This is a genomic window from Methylobacterium sp. 13MFTsu3.1M2 (assembly GCF_900112625.1).
Lineage (GTDB): Bacteria > Pseudomonadota > Alphaproteobacteria > Rhizobiales > Beijerinckiaceae > Methylobacterium.
Window position 1 is genome coordinate 25,001 of sequence record NZ_FOMM01000005.1, and the last position, 17,630, is coordinate 42,630.

Sequence of the window (17,630 nt, forward strand, 5' to 3'; positions counted from 1 at the left end):
AGGTCTCCTCGCTAGCTCCGTGTCGGCCGCGCTGCCGCGTCCGCACACACTCGATGTCCCGAGTTGAGCGATTCCCATGACCGATTGAGTGACTGGGCGAGGCTTGTCCGGTCACATATCAACAGATTCGACGACTTATGCCCAGGTTATGAGTCCCATCGGGTCGGAGAGACTCGTTTGGGCGCCGGAATCGGCGCTGCCGACGGGGCTGAATCTTGTCGACCATCGGCGAAGACTCGGAAGTCCTTCGGAAAAGTCCTGCCACGCTCGGCGGCGCGCCGACCGATTCGCGCGGGCTTGACCCGGACGCCCGGCTGGCGCGTTCTCCCGGCATGCTGCTGCAGTTCTTCACGGCCCTCCGGGACGCCAAGGTCCCCGTCTCCCTGAAGGAGTACCTGACCCTGCTCGGCGCCCTGGACCGTGGCCTCGCGGAGCACGACGTCGAGGCGTTCTACTTCCTGTCGCGCACCGCGCTCGTGAAGGACGAGGCGCATCTCGACCGGTTCGACCGGGTGTTCGGCACGGTGTTCAAGGGGCTGGAGACCCTGGGCGAGGCGGTCGAGCCCGCCGCGATCCCGGAGGAATGGCTCAGGAAGCTCGCCGAGAAGTACCTGACCGAGGCCGAGAGGGCGGAGCTGAAGGCGCTCGGCTGGGACAAGCTGTTCGAGACCCTGAAGCAGCGCCTCGCCGAGCAGAAGGGGCGCCACCAGGGCGGCTCGAAATGGATCGGGACCGGCGGCACCTCGCCCTTCGGCGCCTACGGCTACAACCCCGAGGGGATCCGCATCGGCCAGGACGGGAACCGCAACTTCCGGGCGGTGAAGGTCTGGGACAAGCGCGAGTTCAAGGACCTCGACGACGACCGGGAGATCGGCGCGCGCAACATGCGCCTGGCGCTGCGGCGCCTGCGCCGCTTCGCCCGGACCGGCGCGGCGGAGGAACTCGACCTCGACGGCACGATCCGCGCGAGCGCCCGCCAGGGCTACATCGACGTGAAGCTGCGGCCGGAGCGGCGCAACGCCGTGAAGGTGCTGCTGTTCCTGGACGTCGGCGGCTCGATGGACTGGCACATCGAGCAGGCGGAGGCGCTGTTCTCGGCGGCGCGCTCGGAGTTCAAGCACCTCGCGCACTACTACTTCCACAACTGCCCCTACGAGGCGGTCTGGACCGAGAACCGGCGGCGCCACGAGGCGAAGACGCCGCTCCTCGACGTGATCCGCACCTACGGCAGCGACTACCGGCTCGTCTTCGTGGGTGACGCCTCGATGAGCCCCTACGAGATCGCGACGCCCGGCGGCTCCGTGGAGCACTGGAACGAGGAGGCGGGCGCCACCTGGATGCAGCGGCTCCTCGACCATTTCCCGAAGGCGGCGTGGCTGAACCCGGTGCCCGAGACGCACTGGGGCTACACCCAGTCGATCGGCATGATGCAGCGGCTGGTCGCCGGCCGGATGTTCCCCCTCACCCTGGAGGGGCTCGACGCGGCGGCGCGGGCGCTGGTGCGATGACAGGTGCCTTTACGGCCTCACAGCGCGATGCGACCGGAGGCGATGCCGTCCTCGCGAGCGCAGCGAAGCGATCCAGCAGCGCCGCATACGCGGACGTCGCGCCACCCTGGGTCGCTTCGCTGCGCTCGCGAGGACGGGCGGGGATCGCGCGACCGAGACGGTTTCCGTCTCAGCCCTGCTGGGACGGCGTCGTCACCACGAGGCCGTCCATCGCCGGCGTGATCTTGATCTGGCAGGAGAGGCGGGAATTCTCGCGGACGTCGCTGGCGAAATCCAGCATGTCCTGCTCCATGTCCTGCGCCTTGCCGACCGTGTCGATCCAGGCGTCGGCCACGTAGACGTGGCAGGTGGCGCAGGCGCAGGCGCCCCCGCACTCCGCGTCGATGCCCGGGACGTTGTTGCGCATAGCCGTCTCCATCACGGTCGCGCCGACGCTGCCTTCGACGGTCCGTTCCGTCCCGGCGTGGTCGACGTAGGTGATCTTGGGCATGCTGGGGGCTCCGGGCTCGCGTCGAGCGCAATCTGTCCGACGGGCGGCGTGCCTGCTTGGCGGCTGGAAACGCGGAATGCAAGCGCGGCATTAGACACCGGTCCCGGATCGATCGCCGCATTGGGCGACACCGTCAGGCGCGCGCCTCCGCGATCTCCGCCAGCGCCCGCGCGACCGCGGCCGCGAGGTCGTCGACCGGCACCGCCCCGGCGCCGGCGCGCAGGCGCGTCTCCGCGGCGTCCGCGAGCGCCCGCACGTGGATCGCCCCGACGCCCGCGGCCGAGCCCTTCAGGGTGTGGGCGAGGTCGGCGCGCTGCGCCCGCGGCAGGGCCGGGTCGGCGAGGCGCGGCAGGATCGACCGGCACTGGCCGGCGAACAGCTCCAGGACCTCACGGGCCAGGTCGGCGTCGCCGCCGGTCTGGGCCTCGAGTTCCGCGGGGTCGATGGCCTGCATGTTCGGGCTCCCGGCATCCGGATTCGTCGGGGATTGCGGATCTGATCCACACAATTCACCCCCTGATTCGCCGGGTGGGGATCGCGCCAGACCCCTCCCCTGCGGCAGGATGGTGGAGGCGGCGAGCGACGGGCCCGGTAACCATTCGGTTAACCTTTTCTGGGGCCGGTCGAGGGCTCGGGTATCGGCAGTCGCTGCCCGAGTTTAGTCTTGTAATGGTAAACGGGGCGTTGCGTCTCCGGCTCAAGCCTCTCCAGGCGCCGGTGAACCCGTGTAACGAGGCGTTGTATGGCGACCGAGAAGAAGCTGAAGGACCCGGCCGAGGCCGCGCTCTCTGCGATCGAGCAGGCGCTGAACCTCGACGCCCTGACGCCGAACGGCACCGACGGTCGCGCCGAGCCGCGCCTGCCCGATGTCGGTGACGCCGACCCGCTGCGCGACGGCGGTCTCGACGCCGGCCGGACCATGCCGCCGCGCCTCGACCTCGACCCGCCGCTCGCCTCCGACCTGCCGCCGCCGGGCCTGGACCGCCCCCGCCGCGAGGGCGGCCTCCTGCCCCCCGACCGCTCGCTCGTGGCCAACGACGACCGGCGCAACATCGGCATCCTGCAGCAGACCCTGCGGGTGCGCTCCTCGCCCAAGCCCTACCTGCTCGCCCTCGCGGCCGGCGCGGTCTGGATCGGCGCCCTGGTGCTGATCGCGTGGTCGAAGTCCGACGGCGACCTGCGCGCCGTCCTGTCGGGCCTCTCGGCCCTCCAGGCGAGCGTCGGCGCCGCGGCCCTGTTCGGCCCGGTGGTGCTGTTCGTGATCGCCGCCATGCTGGCGGTGCGCGCCCAGGAGATGCGCCTCGTCGCCCGCGCGGTCGGCGAGGTCGCGGTGCGCCTGGCCGAGCCCGAGAGCTTTTCCACCGACGCGGTCCTGACCATGTCGCAGACCGTGCGCCGCGAGGTGGCGGCGGTGGGCGACGGCGTCGAGCGGGCGCTCGCCCGGGCCGGCGAGCTGGAGACCCTGGTGCGCGGCGAGATCGCCACCCTGGAGCGGGCCTATTCCGACAACGAGATCCGGATCCGCTCCCTCGTGGACGAGTTGGTGGCCCAGCGCGAGGCGATCGTCACCAACGCCGAGCGGGTGCGCAGCGCCATCACCGGGTCGCACCAGAGCCTGAGCCAGGACCTGGAGGGTGCCTCCGACCGGATCGTCTCCGCGGTGACCGGCGCGGGCGAGCGCGTGACCGGCGCGCTGGAGACCCGCGGCGCCGCGATCACCGCCTCCCTGGGCGAGGCCGGCGACCGGGTGGTCAACCTGATGACCGCCCGCGGCAGCGACCTGATCGACACGCTGGCGGCCACCAGCCAGGAGGTGCGCGGCAGCTTCCAGGAGGTCGGCGAGACCCTGACCCGCAGCTTCGAGGACCGCGCCGGCACGGCGACCGGCGCCTTCCAGGCCGCCGGCACCGCCCTGGCCGAGCGCCTGTCGGAGAATGCCGGCGCCCTCACCCGGACCCTGGAGGAGACCGGCAGCCGCGTGAGCGACGCGCTGGAGCGCCAGGCCGGCACGGTGCGCGAGACCTTCGAGCGCTCCGTGACGGGGCTCGAATCCGCCTTCCTGTCGCGCGGCTCGGAGCTGACCGAGCGCTTCGGCGCCATGGGCGCCGAGATCACCGCCCGCTTCGCCGAGACCGGCTCGGCCCTGACCCAGGACATCGCCGGCCGCGGCCTCGCGCTGCGCGCCGAGATCGAGAGTGCCGGCCTGTCGGTCGCCGAGACGATCGAGGGCCGCGGGCGCGACGCCCAGGCCGCCCTGGCGCTCGCCGCCAGCGGCGCCGGCGAGACCCTGGCGGCCCGCGCGGGCGCCGTGCGCGACGACCTCGTCGGCACCGCCGAGCGGATCGCCGAGGCCCTGTCGGAGCGCGGCGGCGCCCTCGCCGAGCGGATGGACGGCATCGCGGCGCGCCTCGACGAGACCGTGACGGTCCGGGCCGCGGACCTCGAGCACCGGGTCGCGGCGGCGGCCGAGCAGGCCGGCGGCAGCATCGCGCACCGGACCGAGACGGTCGCGGCCAACCTCGAGGCCGCCTTCGCGGCCCTGGGCCGGGGCTTCGAGACGGGGGCCTCCTCCGCGGTCCAGTCGCTGCGGGGCACCGTCGAGGGCCTGTCGGGCGAGATCGACGGCCGCACCGCCGAGGCGGTCGCGGCGCTCCGGCGCGGGGCCGAGGCGGCCACCGATGCCCTGCGCGGCACGGCCGAGGACGCCACCGGCGCGGTCGAGGCCCGGACCCTCGAGGCCGTGCGGGTGTTCGAGCGCCGGGTCGCGGATTCCGCCGCCGCCCTGTCGGCGCGGACCGAGGAGGCGGCCGCCGCGCTGCGGGCCGCCGCCGATCAGGCGAGCCAGGCCGCCGAGACGCAGACGCGGGACGCCGCCGCCCGGCTCGCCGCGGCCCTGGACACCCTGCGCAACGCCTCCGGCGAGGTCACCGGCGCGGTCGAGGCCGAGACCGCGATCCTCACCGCCCGGTTCCGCGACGCCGCCGACCGGGCCGGCACCGAGCTCGGCGCCCGCGGCACGGACGCCGTCGCGGCGGTCCGCGCCGCCCTGGACGATCTCAACCGCGAGCTCGCCGCCCGGACCGGCGACGCCACCGGCAGCCTCGCCGAGGCCGCCCGCGCGATCTCGGCCGACCTCGCCGCCCGGATCGGCGAGATGGAGGCGGCCTTCGGCGAGCACGGCCGGAGCGTCGCCGAGCTGCTCGCCGGCCACGCCGACGAGACCCAGGCCCGGATCAGCGGCACCGGCCGCGACATCGTGCTCGCCGTGGCGAGCCAGGGCGCCCGCATCGCCGACACCCTCAGCCAGACCGGCGCGAGCTTCGCCGAGACCGCCGACGGCCGGGTCCGGGCGATCGACGAGACGCTGGGCAACCGCCTCGCCGCCCTGCAGGAGACCATCGCCCGCGGCGACATCCTGGCTGACCGGATCAACCGCGACACCGCCGCGCTGGGCGAGACCGTCGGCGCCCGGCTGGAGGAGATGGACCGCCTCCTCACCGGCAAGGGCGAGGCCGTCGCCGAGACGATCGCCACCCGGGCCCGCGAGGCCGGCAGCCTGATCGAGACCCATCTCGGCGGCCTGGAGACGCGCTCGGCCGAGCGGGCCGCCGCCATCGCGGCCGCCGTGGCGGCGCTGGTCGGCCAGATCGACGACCATCTCGGCAGCCGCGCGAACGCCGTGGACGACGCGCTGCGCGCCCGGACCGACGAGATGGCCCGCGTCATGGCCGAGGGCCATCGCGGCCTGATGGAGATGCTGGAGGGCCGCACCTCCGGGCTCGGCCAGGACATCGCCCGCCACACGGGCGAGATCGCCCGGCGGATCGAGGAGAGCGCCGGCCATTTCGACACCGGCGTCATCGGCCGCCTGCAGGCGATCGCCGAGACCCTGGACGCCCGCGCCCGCCTCGTGGACGAGAGCTTCGGCGTCCAGGCCTTCGAGGCGATCCGCCTGATCGAGGCGCGCACCCGGGCGGTGGACGAGGAGCTGGCCGGCCGGACCCGCGACCTCGTGGCGATGATCGCCGACCGGACCGGCGGCCTCGACGGCGCCATGGCCGAGCGCGTCCGCGCCCTCACCGGCACCATCGAGGAGGCCACCCGCGGCCTCGAGGCCGCGCTGGCGAACCGCGCGGATTCGATGATCCGCCTGGTGGACGAGCGCACCGAGAACGCCGACGCGGCGCTGGCGGCCCGCACCGAGGCCGTGCACGCGGCCTTCGCGGAGCGCGCCGACCTCATCGGCCGCCTGATCGACGAGCGCATCGCCGCCATGTCGGGCGAGCTCGACGAGAAGGGCCGCGCCGTGTTCGGGGCGATCGGCGGCCGGATCACCGAGCTCGCCCGCCTGCTCGACCGCGGCGGCACCTCGCTGGCCGAGCTCATCGACCAGCGCGGCGAGAGTGTGCTCGCCAAGCTCCAGCAGACCATCGCCGACGCCGAGCGGATGCTCGATGCCGGCGAGGGCCGCCTGGGCCACACCCTGTCGAGCCGCACGGCCGACATCAGCGGCCTCCTCGACGAGGGCGTCCGCTCGGTCCACACCCTGCTGGACGACCGCACCAACCAGATCCGCGTCCTGCTGGACGACCATGCCGGCACCCTGGCCGCCACCCTGGACGGCCGGATGGGCCCGATCCACGAGGCGCTGGACGGCCGCGGGCAGGCGATGGTCGCCGCCCTGGAGGGCGCGTTCGGCTCCGCCACCGGCGCCCTGGACGACCGCACCCGCCAGCTCGGCAGCCTGTTCGACGAGCGGCTGGGCCACCTCGAGAGCCTGGTCGACGGCCGCGGCAACCGCCTCGCCGACACCCTCACCGCCCGGGCCCAGGCCCTGCGCACCCTGTTCGAGGAGGCCCAGTCGGCCCTCGACGGCGTGGTCGAGGGCGGCGGCGGCCGCTTCGCCGCCGCGGTCGACGCCCGCATCCAGTCCCTCCGCGCGGTGCTGGAGGAGGCGCCCGCCGCCGTCTCGGCGCTGGTGGAGACCCGCGAGCGCCAGCTCGCCGCCACCCTCGACGCCCGCACGCAGCGCCTCCACACCCTGTTCGAGGAGGCCCAGGCCGGCCTGCGCGACCTCGTGGACGGGCGCGGCCAGGAGGTCGCCGACGCCATCGCGGCCCGGACCGAGGGCCTGCGCACGACCCTCGACGCGGCGCCCGCCCAGATGGCGGACCTGCTGGACGCCCGCCTGTCCGACCTCCAGGGCCTGTTCGAGCGGGCGCAGGGCGAGATCGACCGCCTCGTGGACACCCGCGGCCGACAGATCGCCGGCACGATCGAGCACCGCACGCAGGCGCTCCAGACCACGATCGAGGGCGTGAACCCGGCGATCGCCGGCCTGCTCGAGGAGCGCGAGAACCGCCTCGCCGAGACCCTCAAGGAGCGGACGGGCGAGCTGCAGACCCTGTTCGACCGGGTGCAGAACCGCCTCGGCGCCCTGGTCGAGGGCACCGGCCGCGACGTGTCCGAGCGGGTCGACGCGCGCGTCGAGACCCTGCGGGCGACCTTCGAGCAGGCGCGCGCCGCGATCGAGGGCCTGCTGGAGGACCGCGGCCAAGCCTTGGTGGCGGCCGCCGAGGGCCGGACCGGCGCCCTGGTGGAGGTGTTCGACGCCCGCCTGCGCGCCCTCGACGGTGCCGTCGAGGGCCGGACCGGCGCCCTGGTGGAGGTGTTCGACGCCCGCCTGCGCGCCCTCGACGGTGCCGTCGAGGGCCGGACCGGCGCCCTGGTGGAGGTGTTCGACGCCCGCCTGCGCGCCCTGGACGGCGCCGTCGAGGGCCGCACCGGCGCCCTCGTGGAGACCTTCGATGCCCGGCTGCGGGAGCTGGACGGCGTGGTCGAGGGCCGCACCGCGGCCCTGGCGCAGGCCGTCGAGGCGCAGAGCGAGGCCCTGGCCCGCGGCGTCGACGCCCGCGCCGACGCTTTCACGCAGCGCATCGACAGCCGCATGCGGCTGTTCGCGACCCTGGTGGCGCAGCGCGCCGACACCCTGGCCACCGCCTTCGACGACCGCCACGAGGCCTTCGCGGGCCTCATGGACGAGCGCACGGCGTCCCTGGTCGCCGCCCTCGACGAGCGGGCCCGCGCCCATGCCGAGCAGGTCGAGGCCCACAACGCGGCCCTGGCCGAGACGCTCAGCCGCCGCGAGGCCGCGCTCGCCGGCCTGATCGACGCCCGCACCGAGGCCCTCGGGGCCGGGTTCGAGCGCCGCGCCACGGCGCTCGGTGCCCTGGTCGACGCCCGCGGCGAGGCCCTGTCCCGCCGCCTCGCCGAGAGCGCCGAGACCCTGGTGCGCGCCATCGAGGAGCGCGGCGGCGCGCTGCTCGCCAGCGTCGAGGGCAGCGGCCGCGCCGTCGGCGATAGCCTGGAGGGCCATGTCGAGCGCCTGCGCGGCGCCATCGACGGGCCGATGATGGACCTGTCGCGGGCCCTGTCGGACCGGGCCGAGGCGATCGAGCGGACGCTCGCCGAGACCGGAATGCCGCTCGCTGAGAGCCTGCGGGAGCGGACCGAGGAGCTGGCCGTGCAGTCGCGGGCCTCGGCCGAGCTGCTGCGCGCCGCCGTCGAGGACGGCGCGGGCCGCACGCTCTCGGAGCTGTTCGAGACCAACGACCGGATGGGCCGCGAGCTCGGCGCGCTGCTGCAGCGGATCGAGGCCGCCAACACGGCGCTGACCGACCTCGTGGCCGGCGCCGACACCAACCTCGGCGCGATCGAGCAGGGTCTCGCCGGCCGGATCGAGCAGGTCCAGGGGGCGCTGGAGCGCATCGCCGCCGAGACCGGCCGGGCCAGCGCCGGCGTCTCGGCCCAAGTCGAGGCCCTGCGCGGCGCCGCCGACGGGGCGCTCAGCGAGGCCTCGCGCCTCGCCGAGACCCTCGACGGCCGCGGCCGCTCCCTTGGCGAGCAGACCGCCGCGCACGTGGCGGCCCTCGACCGGGCCGCGGCCTCCCTGGCGGCCATCGAGGAGCGCCTCGACTCGGCCCTGTCGGGCCGCGAGACCAAGCTGACCGAGGCGCTGGCCGCGTTCGAGGCCCGGGCCGCCGCCCTGGAGCAGAACGGCACCGCCCTGGCCCAGACCATCGAGCAGACCCTGCGCGCTGCCGAGGAGCGCGCCCGCAGCGTCGGCGAGTCCCTGGCCCAGTCGGCCCAGGGCGCCGGGGCCTCGGTGACGAGCGCCTTCGCCGATCTGAAGGACAGCGCCAGCGCCGAGGGCGAGAAGGCCGCTCAGGGCGTCCGGCAGGTCATCGAGGAGGCGGCCCGCGAGATGCGCAGCGGTTTCCAGGAGGCCCAGGCCAGCTTCGGCGATTCCTTCTCGGCCCTGCGCGAGATGGCGGGCTCGATCCGCGGCGAACTCGACGCGACCCGCGCCGAGCTCGCCAAGGGCGTCCTCGAGCTGCCGCGCGAGACGCAGGACGCCACCGGCGAGATGCGCCGGGTGGTGGCGGACCAGATCAAGGCCCTCAACGAGCTGTCGTCCCTGGTCTCCCGCTCCGGCCGCTCGGTCGACGTCGCCCAGCCGCAGGCGCAGCCCCAGCGTCGGGTCGCGGAGAGCGGCGGCCGCGCCGTCGCGGCGGCGGCGCCCGCCGCGGCCCCGGTTGCACCGGCGATGCCGACGGCGGCCCCCGCGGCTCCGGCCCTGCCGGCGCCCGCGGCGACGCCGCGGCCCGCCACGGCCAAGATCGAGGCGCCGCGCCCGTCCGCGCCCGCCCGCCCGGCGCAGGCCGGCGACAAGCGCGGCTGGCTGTCCGACCTGCTGACCCGCGCCTCGCTGGACGACGACGAGGAGCCGGCGGCCGACGCGCCGGCCGCCGCCCCGGCGCCCGCGCCGGCGGCCCGCCGCCCCGCGGTGGCGGCCGCCGAGACCGGGCGGATCGCCCTCGACACGATCTCGACCGACATCGCCAAGATGATCGAGCACCGGACCGCGGTCGACCTGTGGGAGCGGTACCGCCGGGGCGAGCCGAACCTGTTCGACCCGCGGATCTACACGCCGCAGGGCCGGGCCACCTTCGCGGAGATCCAGCGCCGCTACAGGACCGACGCGGAGTTCCGCCGCAGCGTCGACCGCTACGTCAGCGAGTTCGAGCGCCTGCTCGGCGACGTGGTCAAGAACGACAGCGACGCCAAGCGCACCGACGCCTACCTGACCTCGGAGACCGGCAAGGTCTACACCATGCTGGCCCATGCCAGCGGGCGCTTCGACGGGGCGTAGGACCGATCCCGCCGGGGCCGCTCGCGGCGCCGGCGGGTCGTACCGGGGACGACGAGACCCGCCCCGCCCTCACAGCAGGCCGAGGCCGACCAGCTCGCGCCGCAGGGCCTCGGGCATCTCGGCGAGGTCCCCCGAGGCCTCGGCCCCGAGATCGGCCGGCGCGTCGCGCGCCGTGAGATAGCGCCAGCCCTGGAACGGCCGGTAAGGCCGGGGCGCCACCGGGACGAGCCGGGGATCGAAGACCAGCCGGCAGCGCGGGATGCCGTCCTCCCCGGTGAGCGGCTCGATCGCGGTGATCGCCTGCCGGCAGGACAGCGTCCCGCGGATCACCCAGTAGATCGAGCCCTGACCGGTGATCTCCCGGTGGCGCTTGGGCAGGGTGCGGGTGACGTGGAACGGCGCCGCTTGCCGTCCGTCCCGGAGCGCCTCCGCGCGGAAGCGGGCCTGCCGGGCCTCGAGGTCGGCGATGGTGGCGGGACCGACGCAGAGCTTGATCAGGTGCAGGGCCACGGATGCGCGTGCTCGGGGGTGCCGGGGGCGCCCCTGATAGCAGGGTCCGCGCCGGCGCGCGCCTGTCGAACTGCGCCGGAGCGCCGGCGCCGGGCCGGACCCGTCAGGCGAAGAGCGCGAGCCGCTGCTCCGGCGTCAGCGCGTCGATCTCGGCGAAGCTCAGGGCCGGCTCCTCCGGCGGCATCGCCGGCTGGGGCGCCGCCGCGACGGTCTCGCCCCAGGTGAGGTCGACCACGTCCGGCGCGATGTCCTCCTCGACGTCCGCCTCGACGTCCGCCTCGAACGCCTCCTCGATCGCGGTGGCGGGCTCCGGCGCGTCCGCGGCGGACGGATCGGCGACGGGAAGGGAGGCGACCTCCGGAGCCGGCTCCGGCTCCGGGGCGGCCTCGAGATCGACCGCCCAGTCCGCTTCCAGATCGGCCTCCGAGCCGGCCTCCAAGCCGGCCTCGGGTGCGGCCTCCGACCCGTCCCCCGGCGCGGCGAGGTCCGGCTCCGGGGCGAATGCCAGCGCGGCCACTCCCCCCGGCTCGGACACGGCGTCCGGCTCGGCCTCTGCCACCGGCTCCGGCGCGGCCGGCGCTTCGGCCGCGACCTCTGTCTCCGGCTCGGCCTCCGGCGCCCGGGCCTCCGCCTGGACCGGCAGGAACACCAGATCCTCGTGCAGCGCCGGGCTGCCGGGGCGGGCCACGAGGGCCGCCACCGTGACGGCCGGCACGTCCATGGCGATGTAACGGTCGATGTCGCTCTGGTTCAGATCGGCCGGCTCGCCGGCCGGCCGCGCGCCCCGGTGGGGCGGCACCCGGACCGCGTCCTCGCCCCAGATGGCGATCATCGCGGAGACCCGGTCCTCCAGGTAGCGCAGGGTGTAGACGATCCGGGCGGTGCGCTGCGCGGTCAGGTCCTGGAAGGAGCAGGCGGTGTAGATCGCGGTCGCGTGGCGGTCGAGGGCGTCGCAGGCCTGCGCTTCGGCCCCGTGCTCGCGCAGGGTCCAGGCCGCCTCCTGGATCGACTCGGCGGCGCTGAGGATGTCGGAGGTGGCCTGCTCGGTCTCGCGCACGATGGCGTCGAGGGCGAGGGACGCCTGCGTCAGCCGGGTCTCGTCGCCGTTCGGGGTGTTGAGCGCCGCGATCTCGCCCTTGGTCCGGCTGATCGCGTCGGCCATGTCGAGGAGATTGCCGCGCAGGTGCCCGAAGGCCTCCTGCCCGCGGTCGGCGGTGACGCTCCGCTCCAGCCGCGCGATCGCCCCGAGCAGCACCTCGGTCTCGGCGCCCCGGTTGCGCCGGGCGTACTCGGCGAGGAACCAGCGGCCGCGCTCGCTGGCGCTGATCGTCGCCTCGATCGCCTCGTACTCGGCCGAAGCGTGCGCGCTCGGGTTGACGGAACCGAACATGGGCCTCTCTGGACGCTGAATGCGGGCGCGGCGGCGGCCCCGATGCGCGCCAATCGCGGCGAATTTGACAGAGGGCCTTTAACGGGCGCTTACGGACGCCTTCCCGGTCCCACCTCCCTGCTCACCCCGCTCGTCGAGACCCGCCTTGCCCCGCCCGTCCGGCCCGGCGCGCCTGTCGCTGCTCTACGCCGTGGTGTTCACCGAGATCGGCATCGCGATGCCGTTCATGCCCCTGTGGCTCGACGCCCTGGGGCTCGATGCCCGGGTGATCGGTCTCCTCCTCGCCCTGCCGATCGCCACGCGGATCGCCGCCACGGCGCCGCTGATGAGCCTCCTCGACCGCGGCCTCGGGCCCCGGCGGCTGATCCTGCTCGGCAGCCTCGCCTTGAGCCTGACCTACGCGCTGATGCCCGCCGCGGCCGGGATCGGGTGGCCGCTGCTGGCCGGGCTGGTCGTGCTCAACGCGGTCGCCGGCGCGCCGCTCGTGCCCTGCATCGACTACCTGACGCTCGCGGCCGTGCGCCAAGACGCCCGCCTGACCTACGCGCGGATCCGGATGGCGGGCTCCATCGCGTTCCTGCTGGCGAACCTCGCGGGCGGGCTGCTGCTGACGGCGCTCGGCGGCCGGCTCGCCGTGCCGCTGCTCCTGACCGGCCTCGCCCTCGGCGCGGGTCTGGTGGCGTGGCGCAGCCGCGCGGTGGCGGCCCTGCCGCCGTCGGCGGCGGGCGACGGCCGGACGCGGCTGCCGCGGCGGCTCTGGCTGTGCATTGGCGCGGCGGCCGCGATCCAGGCGAGCCACGGGGCGATCTACGGGTTCGGCAGCATCTACTGGACCGGCCAGGGCATCCCGCCGACCTGGGTCGGCGCGCTCTGGGCGACCGGGGTGCTGGCCGAGATCGCCCTGTTCGCCGGCCTCCCCGCCCTGCCCGCCGCCTGGCGCGGCCCGGTGCGGCTCCTCGGCGCCGGGGCCGTCGCGGCGATCCTGCGGGCGATCGGCATGTACCTCCTCGGCGACCATCTCGCCGCGCTGGTGCCGCTCCAGTGCCTCCACGGCCTGACCTTCGGGGCGACCCAGCTCGGCGCCATGGCGGCGGTCTCGGCCTACGCCCCCGACGGCGCGCGGGGCCGGGCGCAGGGCACGCTCAGCGCGGTCAATGCCGGGATCTCGGTGGTCGCGACCCTGGGGAGCGGCGTCGCCTACCGGGCCGGCGGCCCCCTCGCCTTCCTGCTGATGGCGCCACTCGCCGCCGCCGGCCTGGGCCTCGCCCTGGCGTCCCGCCGCGCGCGGGGGGTGAGGTTGGAGACGGATCGTCAACCGTAATGTCGTCATAACCGCCGGGCAGGGTGGTGCCTCGATCGAGGAGTATGGGTGTTGCTGAGCGAGGGCACTGTTCCCGGCGCCTTGGCCGGCGCCGCGCTGCGGGACCGGTCGGCCGACGGCCGCCTGGCGCTCGACGGCCGCTGGACCGCCGACCAGGCCCCGACCGTCGAGGCCGCGGCCGCGCGCATCGCGGCGGCCGGCCGCGCCGGGCCGGTGGCGGTCGACCTGTCGGGGATCGAGCGCCTCGACACGCTCGGCGCCTGGGTCCTGGAGCGGACCCGCGCCGAGATCGAGCAGGCGGGCAGCGCCCTCACCTATCTCGGCGCCCGCCCGGAGCACCGCACCCTGCTGGGCGAGGTCCGGCTGCGCGAGCCGGACGCGCCGCCGCCGCGGCGGCACGGCCCGGTCGTCGGCCTGCTCGACGCCACCGGGCGCCGGACCGTGCAGGGCGGCCGCGAGTTCGTCACCGCCCTCGCGTTCCTGGGCGAGCTGATCGCCGCCTGCGGGCGCGTCGCCCTGCGGCCCGGCACGTTCCGCGGCAACGCCCTGATCAACCAGATCCAGCAGGTGGCGCTCAACGGCACGCCGATCATCGTGCTGATCTCGTTCCTCGTGGGCGGCATCGTCGCCCAGCAGGGCATCTTCCAGCTCCAGCGCTTCGGCGCCCAGACCTTCGTGGTCAACCTGATCGGCCTCCTGATCCTGCGCGAGATGGGCGTGCTGCTCACCTCGATCATGGTCGCCGGCCGCTCCGGCTCGGCGATCACCGCCGAGATCGGCTCCATGCGCATGCGCGAGGAGGTGGACGCGCTCCGGGTCATGGGCCTCGACCCCGTCGAGATCCTGATCGTGCCCCGGGTGCTCGCGCTGATGATCGGCCTGCCGATGCTGACGCTGATCGGCGACCTCGCGGCGCTCGCGGGCGGCGGCCTCACCGCGATGCTCTACGGCGGCCTGACCCTCGACCAGTTCCTCGTCCGGCTCCAGGCGGCGGTGGGCGTCCACCACGTCATGGTCGGCCTGATCAAGGCGCCGTTCATGGCGCTGACGATCGGGGTGATCGCCACGATCGAGGGCTTCGCGGTCGAGGGCTCCGCGGAATCGCTCGGCCGTCACGTCACCGCCTCGGTGGTGAAGTCCATCTTCATGGTCATCGTCCTCGACGGCCTGTTCGCGGTGTTCTTCGCCGCGATCGATTTCTGAGGCCGCCGCGATGAATGCCCCGATGACCGCCTCGCCGAATGGCCCCGCCCCGATCATCCGCGTGCGCGACCTCGTGGTCGGCTTCCGCGACCGCAACATCCTGAAGGGCCTGAGCCTCGACATCCGCGCCGGCGAGATCCTGGGCTTCGTCGGGCCCTCGGGCCAGGGCAAGTCGGTGCTCACCCGGACGATCCTCGGCCTCAACCCGAAGCGGGCCGGGACCATCGAGGTGTTCGGCCGCGACGTCGACGAACTCACCTACGCGGAGCGGCGCCGGATGGAGCAGCGCTGGGGCGTGCTGTTCCAGCAGGGCGCCCTGTTCTCGGCTCTCACCGTCAAGCAGAACATCCAGGTGCCGATGCGCGAGCACCTGAACCTGTCCGAGCGCCTGCTCGACGAGTTCGCCCGGCTCAAGATCGAGATGGTCGGCCTGAAGCCCGACGCCGCCGACAAGCTGCCCTCGGAATTGTCGGGCGGCATGATCAAGCGCGCGGCGCTCGCCCGCTCCCTGGCGCTCGATCCCGAGATCCTGTTCCTCGACGAGCCGACCTCGGGCCTCGACCCGATCGGCGCGGGCGAGTTCGACGACCTCGTCTCGACCCTCAAGGAGACGCTGGGGCTGACCGTGTTCATGGTCACCCACGACCTCGACAGCCTCTACACCGCCTGCGACCGCATCGCGGCGCTCGGCGACGGCCAGATCATCGCCGCCGGCACGATCGACGAGATGCTGGCGAGCGACCATCCCTGGCTGCGCTCGTACTTCCACGGCAAGCGCGCCCGGACCATCGCGACGGGGGGCGCCTCGGCCCATGCCTGATCCCATGCCTGATCCCGTGCCTGATCCCGTGCCTGACCCGATGCCCGATCGCCGCCGTCCCACCCAGATCCCGCCCTGCTCCCCTCCGGGAGCCGGGGCTCCAGGCCCGGCCGGATCTCCGCCGGCCAGAACCGCAGGTTGAGCGCATGGAAACCCGCGCGAACTACGCCCTGATCGGGGCCTTCACGATCGCCGTCATCCTGGCGGGCTTCGGCACCGTGCTGTGGCTCTCCGGCGGCTCCTCGCGGCAGGTCAGCCAGCTCGTCCGCATCGTCTTCTCCGGCTCGGTCGGTGGCTTGTCGCGCGGCTCGAGCGTGAACTTCAACGGCATCAAGGTCGGCGAGGTCACCGACATCCGCCTCGCCCCGCAGGATCCCCGCCGGGTGCTCGCCACGATCAAGGTCGATCCCGCGACCCCGCTCCGGGCCGACACCCGCGCCCGCCTCGACTCGGCGATGCTCACCGGCGTCTCGGTGATCTCCCTGTCGGGCGGCAACGCCGACGCGCCGGTGCTGACCCCGATGGCCAACGGCGAGCCGCCGACGATCTTCGCCGATTCCTCCGACATGCAGGACATGATGGCGCTGGCGCGCCAGGTGGCGCAGCGGGCCGACGACATGCTGGCCCGCCTCGACCGGCTGGTCTCCGCCAACGAGGGGGCGATCAACCGGTCGCTGACCAACGTCGAGACCTTCTCGAAGACGCTGGCCGATGCCGGCCCGAACATCTCGGCGCTGGTCAAGGCCGTGGACGGGGCCAAGCTCGGCCGGGTGATCGACAACGCCGACCGCTTCTCGGCCGCCCTGTCCAAGGCCAGCCCCGACATCGAGGCCGGCGTGCACGACGCCCGGCTGCTCGCCGGCAAGCTCAGCGCCTCGGCCGACAAGATCGACGCGGTGCTGAACGGCGCCCAGAGCTTCCTGGGCTCGGCCTCCGGCCAGGAGGGCTCCAGCACCTTCACGGAGATCCGCGCGGCGGCGATCTCGGTGCGCGACGCCGGCAAGGCGTTCCGGACCATGTCGGAGAACCTCGACAAGCGCACCGCCAGCATCTCGGCCAATTTCGGCCGGCTGAGCGGCACCGGCCGCCGGGAGGTCGAGGCCCTGTCGGGGGACGGGCAGCGGACCCTGAGCACCCTCAACCGCACGGTGCGCAGCCTGGAGCGCGACCCGAGCCAGGTGATCTTCGGCGGCAAGCCTTCGTTGCCTGAATACAACGGTGGCCGGTGAAATGCCGCGTCGCCGGGCGGATGTGTCCCGGCGCACGGCACGGATGCCGCAGCGGATTAGTTTTAACCGCATAGCTTATACAGCTCCGCCGTTCGCCGGCGGGGTCCTTCAGGTCATGCGTATGGTCCGCTCGTCCCACATCGCCGCCGCCGCGCTGCTCGCCGCCCTCCTGGGTGGCTGCGGCGGCGCGGCGCCCCTCACCTTCGACCTCGCGGCGCTGCCGGCCGCGGGGCGGCCGATCGCGGCCGGCCGCTCGATCGCGGTCTCGGAGCCGGTGAGCATCCAGCCCTTCGAGGCCGACCGGATCATCGTCCGCGAGAACGGCGGCGCCCTGTCGTTCCTGGGCGGCGGCCAGTGGGCCGACCGGCTGCCGCGCCTGATCCAGACGCGGCTCATCCAGAGCCTGGAGAATTCCGGGCGGCTCCGCTCGGTGAGCCGGCCCGGCGACAAGGTCGTGGCCGACTACCAGCTGATCAGCGAAATCCGCGCCTTCGACGTGCAGTCCGGGACCGGCGAGGCGGTGGTCGACCTGTCGCTGAAGCTCGTGGCCGACGGCACCGGCAGGGTTGCGGCGGCGCGGATCTTCACGGCCCGCGTGCCGGTGTCCAAGATCGATGCCGGCAGCGGCGCCCGCGCCCTCGATCAGGCGCTGAGCATCGTGCTGGCCGACGTGGTGCGCTGGGTGAACAGCGGGCGCTGACGGCCCCGCGGCCGGGCCGCGCCGACGCCCCCGCCGGGGCGGGGCGCTCGCGACGGAACGTCCTCCGAATGCCAGCCGTGCGGATCCGCTCCACGGCCCGACAGGCGCCACGGGTGATGGGACGGGCCCGACGGTCCATCGTGGGCGCGCGGGATTTCCTGCCGATCAATCCGTGTCCCGCGGCGCCGCGGCGGCGTGCGTGGACGGGGCGCGGTTGCGGTTCGCAGCAATCGCGGTCATACGGCTG

Annotated in this window: 11 protein-coding genes; 7 read left to right on the plus strand and 4 right to left on the minus strand. The window is 74.4% G+C overall.

Annotation, left to right across the window (positions count from 1 at the left end):
• Positions 1–332 precede the first annotated feature (332 nt).
• Positions 333–1,508 carry a vWA domain-containing protein gene (locus BM314_RS04790; protein ID WP_091925916.1) on the plus strand — a complete coding sequence of 392 codons (1,176 nt, stop codon included), beginning with the start codon at positions 333–335 and terminating at the stop codon, positions 1,506–1,508.
• Between the two features lie 169 nt (positions 1,509–1,677).
• On the opposite strand, the gene BM314_RS04795 is transcribed toward BM314_RS04790, so the two are convergent.
• Complete coding sequence (locus BM314_RS04795; RefSeq protein ID WP_020092346.1) at positions 1,678–1,998, minus strand: 2Fe-2S iron-sulfur cluster-binding protein; 321 nt, start codon at positions 1,996–1,998, stop codon at positions 1,678–1,680.
• 133 nt (positions 1,999–2,131) lie between these two features.
• A complete protein-coding gene (locus BM314_RS04800; protein ID WP_091680223.1) occupies positions 2,132–2,452 on the minus strand; it encodes an Hpt domain-containing protein in 321 nt (106 codons plus the stop codon).
• A gap of 288 nt (positions 2,453–2,740) precedes the next feature.
• Here BM314_RS04800 and BM314_RS04805 point away from each other — a divergent pair, with 288 nt between their 5' ends.
• Positions 2,741–10,210: an apolipoprotein A-IV repeat region-like domain-containing protein gene (locus BM314_RS04805; RefSeq protein ID WP_091977176.1), complete on the plus strand. Its 7,470-nt coding sequence runs from the start codon at positions 2,741–2,743 to the stop codon at positions 10,208–10,210.
• Between the two features lie 69 nt (positions 10,211–10,279).
• On the opposite strand, the gene BM314_RS04810 is transcribed toward BM314_RS04805, so the two are convergent.
• Together BM314_RS04810 and BM314_RS04815 are read right to left on the minus strand one after the other, a co-directional pair.
• The gene (locus BM314_RS04810) at positions 10,280–10,720 is read right to left on the minus strand and encodes a DUF1489 family protein (RefSeq protein ID WP_091977177.1); all 441 of its coding nucleotides are present in this window, start codon (positions 10,718–10,720) and stop codon (positions 10,280–10,282) included.
• Between the two features lie 103 nt (positions 10,721–10,823).
• Positions 10,824–12,110, minus strand: coding sequence for a hypothetical protein (locus tag BM314_RS04815; protein ID WP_091977179.1), 1,287 nt, complete (start codon positions 12,108–12,110; stop codon positions 10,824–10,826).
• Between the two features lie 145 nt (positions 12,111–12,255).
• On the opposite strand from BM314_RS04815, the gene BM314_RS04820 reads away from it, so the two are divergent.
• The 5 genes from BM314_RS04820 to BM314_RS04840 all read left to right on the plus strand — a co-directional run bounded on the left by BM314_RS04820 (position 12,256) and on the right by BM314_RS04840 (position 17,383).
• Complete coding sequence (locus BM314_RS04820; protein WP_091977181.1) at positions 12,256–13,431, plus strand: MFS transporter; 1,176 nt, start codon at positions 12,256–12,258, stop codon at positions 13,429–13,431.
• Between the two features lie 48 nt (positions 13,432–13,479).
• Positions 13,480–14,634: an ABC transporter permease gene (locus tag BM314_RS04825; protein ID WP_056532696.1), complete on the plus strand. Its 1,155-nt coding sequence runs from the start codon at positions 13,480–13,482 to the stop codon at positions 14,632–14,634.
• Positions 14,635–14,644: 10 nt separating this feature from the next.
• Entirely contained in the window at positions 14,645–15,454 is an 810-nt protein-coding gene (locus BM314_RS04830) for an ABC transporter ATP-binding protein (RefSeq protein WP_056532693.1), read from the plus strand.
• Between the two features lie 146 nt (positions 15,455–15,600).
• The gene (locus BM314_RS04835; protein ID WP_091977182.1) at positions 15,601–16,683 is read left to right on the plus strand and encodes an MlaD family protein; all 1,083 of its coding nucleotides are present in this window, start codon (positions 15,601–15,603) and stop codon (positions 16,681–16,683) included.
• A gap of 121 nt (positions 16,684–16,804) precedes the next feature.
• Positions 16,805–17,383, plus strand: coding sequence for an ABC-type transport auxiliary lipoprotein family protein (locus BM314_RS04840; protein WP_020092337.1), 579 nt, complete (start codon positions 16,805–16,807; stop codon positions 17,381–17,383).
• The last annotated feature ends 247 nt before the right edge of the window (positions 17,384–17,630 follow it).